Origin of the sequence: Leptolyngbya sp. FACHB-711 (assembly GCF_014695615.1) — a bacterium.
In the GTDB taxonomy this organism is placed as follows: domain Bacteria; phylum Cyanobacteriota; class Cyanobacteriia; order Elainellales; family Elainellaceae; genus Leptolyngbya_A.
This window is the reverse complement of the sequence record NZ_JACJOR010000502.1, coordinates 1-4,155: the sequence shown is the minus strand read 5'-3', so window position 1 is coordinate 4,155 and position 4,155 is coordinate 1. Positions and strand designations below refer to the sequence as shown.

Here is a 4,155-nt window from a genome sequence, read left to right as displayed (position 1 = left end):
AGATTAAAGCTGCCTGTCGCCTTAATCCCAGATCAATCTCGCAATCCAATTCCCCTCGATCGTCGTATCTAATTTCAGGAATCATATATTTGATGGCGGAAAAATATGACCCATGTTTTTCGCGCTGCCGATGCCGTCACGCTGCCCCTAATGCCAAACCCTGTGTCTAAAACTGCTTCTGAACCGCCGACCGATCTAGAACTGCTCAATGCGGTTAAACAGGGTCAGGTCGAATGTTTGGGAACTTTGTACGATCGCTATTCGCGTCTGGTCTACGGATTGGCGTTCAAAATTTTAGAAAATACTGAAGAGGCAGAAGATGTGACTCAGGATGTGTTTCTCACGCTGTGGCGGCAGGGTGCCTACAATCCCAGTCGCGGGTCACTGAGCAGCTTTCTCACTACAATGACTCGATCGCGATCGATTGATAAGCTACGGGCACGGGGTACAAAGTTTCGTTTTTTGCAGCGATGGCAGGCGTTGACTCGGACAGAAGCGGTTTCGGCTTCTCCTTTAGAAATGGTATCGGTGCAGGAGCGATCGGAACTGGTGCGCGAAGCCCTCTCGCAGTTGCCGGACAGTGAGCGACGGGTCTTAGAAATTGCCTATTATGAAGGTCTGAGCCAGTCTGAAATTGCCGATCGCCTGCAAGTGCCGCTGGGAACAGTGAAGAGCCGATCGCGCCAGGGCTTGCTGAAACTGCGCCGAACTTTACAGGATTATCTTTAGCATTCGCTGCTCTGTCTTTTGTTCTTTCATCTGATTTCTTTTGTTTTTGATTTTTTCTGTTTTTGATTTCTTGTTTTTGATTTCTTTCATTCTCGCCGTGATTTGCTTCTACGATTTCCCGCAATGACTTTATCTTCGCGTCCCGAAAACTGGCAGGAACTTTTGGCAGGCTATGCTCTGGGTGATCTCAGTCCCGAAGAAGCGGAGGTGCTCAGGCAACTGCTGGACACCCATCCTGATTTACGTCAGGAAATGGCTCAGCTTCAAGAGGTACTGGCACTCATGCCCTATGGACTCCCCGAACAGGAACCGCCGCCCCATTTACGCGAGGCGATTTTGCAGCAGGCGCGATCGGAGCCAAAGACGAATCGGGTTTCGCGTCGTTCTCGTCAGCCCCGCTTCTGGGTGGGTTTAGGAGGAGCCGTTGCTGCCCTGGTGGTTGGGGCACTGACGGTCGACAATTATCGCTTGCGCCAGGAAAATGCCACTGCGAAAGCCCTGGTTGCGACGCTAAAGCAGCCGAATTTGCAGCTCTTTAGCCTTCAGGGAACAGGGGATGCGACTCAAGCTTCAGGCAGTTTGGTGGTGAATCCGGGGCAGCAGGTTGTGATTGTGCTGGTGCAGAATTTGCCGCAATTGCCTGCGGATCGGGTGTATCGACTCTGGGCGATCGAGCCGGGCAAATCCCAGCCCATCTTCTTCGGAGAGTTTAACAGCAACCCGACAAACCAAACGAATGCAGCCTGGCAAATTCCTGCAGTCACGTTGAATGCGCCTCCCGAAAAGATGCTGATTACGGCTGAAAAAGCGGCAGATCCGCCTGTTCCGGCAGGAGAACTGGTGATGAACAGCCTGTGAAAAGGATCTCATCAAACCTCGTAAACTTCGAACGGAAGCCGATCGGGATCTTGGAAGAAGGTAAACCGTTTTCCGGGCAGTTTCTCTTCTTCTAGAACCCCTGCCTCACTAACATTTCAGAAGACTTCCTTTTCTAAAGACCTAAAAAAGACCTAAATCTCACACCTTTGCTGTTTAATGCGGGGTGGAGCTTTGTCATTCTTAACAAACTGTTGTGAACCAAGAATACACCTCTGTTTAGGGATAAGTTTACATCCCCTCTTTTAGTAAGTAGGCATCAGAGATAGCCCGCTCATCTTAGCTTCCGTCTAATTCCGTTACAGGGATCTTAGGCAGAATGCAAGGCGAAGACCGACGGAAGAAACGCTGAAGAATTCGGGTTAACTGCCGAAATCGGAATATTATACGGAAAATTTGTCGGGTTAATGTCTGAGTTGGGGGATTAGACGGAATTGATTCAGCCTAATTGCCTCTACAGGGTAAATAGCCCGAATCAGTTCGGCATAATTAAGAGTTAGGCGTCTGCCTTACCTCGATGAACCCTTAGATTTACCAGAAGCTTATGGTACGAATCTTCGATGGGCGGTTGCACATCCACTATGGTCAAGCTTACATCGAACCTTTCGAAAGCAGGGGCGTTGGTTTAGAAGATTCCTTTTGCGGCCAAAACAACGGACTGTGTGGAGCTGCTTCGCCAGGAATGCTTTTTCTCCTTACAGGTCTGCACACCGGCGATGTTAGCTTTGTCCTTGATGTGCTGGACGCTCCGCCACCTCTTGATGATACTTGGGAAGAGATTGTGGAAGTTTCCTTCGCCCCCAGTTCAGAAAAGGTGATTTTGTCTGAATGGGGGGGTGAATATGTGTGCGATGTTCCGCTCCTGCAAGAAATTTATCGTGTGCGCTACTGCGCTCGTGATATGGATCGCGGAAAAGAGATCGATACTTATGGAGAGGGTGAGCCAGTAGACTTTTATGCTTTGACTTTCTGGTGAGCTGATTCAGCCCCGGATGTCGTGATAAAGCAAACCTCGCAAGTAGCAGCCTACTGGCACAATTGGGTACGAACCTTGAAGCTCTAAATTCTTTCCACCCGTGATACTCAAGTCGCATAACAAATCGCTGAACCGGAACGGAGGCAAGCTGTATAGTTAAGTCCTAAAGGTTATCGTCGTCCGGTTAGCCCAATCGTTGGGCTGCTGATGTTGTCGGTTTGGGCTATACCTGACAGCGATCGGTGAGATGCCTGATGTGAAGTTAGTATTGGTTGTGAGAAATTGCTCTCATGGCTAGGACATAGGTTCAGATGCTGCAATGAGAAACCTCGTAATTACTCCCCCGTTTGCATTGCCACTCTACATTCTTCCAATTAGTCTGTGGCTGTTGAACTGGTTTTACCTGATCGACCCTTATTTTGAAGCAGTCAGTCAGCTTGATAGCCACACAGACGGACAATCTATGGTAATCGGGTTAGGTCAAGTCACAGCATTGCCTGCCCTTCCGTTCATTGTTTTCATCCTTTTTCTGATTCTCAGACAGTATCCAGGCTCTGCACCCCTGTTGTCCTGGAACTCTCAGAAACAGGGGTTAAGCATTTTCTGGACAGTATTGTTTTTATCCTTGTCCTTTATCTTGATTACGGAAGCCCAGCAAATGATGTCTTTAGGGCTGTGGCTAAATGCTTTAGCCTGTTTGACTTGGGTTTATCTATTTCTAGCATTCCGTTCCATTGTGATAGAAAAAACAAAGGATGTTGAAGTCGTACTCCCAAGTACCGATCCGGAGTATCTCATTTGTCCCCGATGTAAGTTAGAACAGTGGCGAGGATATGATGAGTGTCAAAAATGCGGCAAACACATCGCACATTTCCAGTGAGCAGCGTACCCCAACACTGCGCTGGAGCGGATGAAATGAAAGTGCCTACTGAACTCCTAGGCTCTCTGGCACCGCTCAGCTTCGCCGTTATACAGTTTGAACATTAAGCTTGCTGATATGGAGATCGTAACCAAAAGATTTTTGCTGCGTGATTTCGTTGAGTCAGATCGATCTTCATTCTTAGACTATCAAGCTGATCCTCGCAGTCAAATCTTCTACGAACCAGGTCAAGCTAGTTCCGAAAATTCAATACGTTTGTTTAAGACATTTTGCACATGGGCTTCTGAGCATCCTCGTCTTAACTACCAACTTGCGATTGTGCAACGGCATGAACCTTGCATGCTTATCGGCTGCTGCGGACTGCGGGGAAGAGGGTGTGATGCAGGTGAGATGGAATTGGGGATTGAACTTGCACCTGACTATTGGGGACGATATGCCTACGCGATCGAGGTTGGGCGCGCCCTGCTCGATTTCGGGTTTTGGGAACTAAGACTAGAGGTGATCTCTGGCTCTACTGTAAGTGCAAACGTGCGGATTGCTCGGTTGGCAGAGTGGATCGGAGCGGAAGTAGTTGCCATCCGTCCGGCGGGCTCTACATGGATGTCCGAACAAGGTTGGAGCGAGGTAGAGTGGCGAATCACGAGAGATCAATGGGAGCGTCGCATCACTGTATAACAATCGCAATGCACTGGAA

The 4,155-nt window shown here is 48.9% G+C and carries 5 protein-coding genes; all 5 read left to right on the top strand.

Features of this window, described 5'->3' with window-relative positions:
• Positions 1-105 precede the first annotated feature (105 nt).
• Positions 106-729: a sigma-70 family RNA polymerase sigma factor gene (locus H6F80_RS23905; protein WP_242067544.1), complete on the top strand. Its 624-nt coding sequence runs from the start codon at positions 106-108 to the stop codon at positions 727-729.
• A 123-nt stretch (positions 730-852) separates the two neighbouring features.
• Positions 853-1,587, top strand: coding sequence for an anti-sigma factor (locus tag H6F80_RS23900; RefSeq protein WP_190794021.1), 735 nt, complete (start codon positions 853-855; stop codon positions 1,585-1,587).
• A 562-nt stretch (positions 1,588-2,149) separates the two neighbouring features.
• The gene (locus tag H6F80_RS23895; protein ID WP_199296795.1) at positions 2,150-2,581 is read left to right on the top strand and encodes a hypothetical protein; all 432 of its coding nucleotides are present in this window, start codon (positions 2,150-2,152) and stop codon (positions 2,579-2,581) included.
• A 319-nt stretch (positions 2,582-2,900) separates the two neighbouring features.
• Complete coding sequence (locus H6F80_RS23890) at positions 2,901-3,461, top strand: hypothetical protein (RefSeq protein ID WP_190794020.1); 561 nt, start codon at positions 2,901-2,903, stop codon at positions 3,459-3,461.
• Between the two features lie 117 nt (positions 3,462-3,578).
• Positions 3,579-4,136, top strand: coding sequence for a GNAT family N-acetyltransferase (locus H6F80_RS23885; protein ID WP_190794019.1), 558 nt, complete (start codon positions 3,579-3,581; stop codon positions 4,134-4,136).
• The last annotated feature ends 19 nt before the right edge of the window (positions 4,137-4,155 follow it).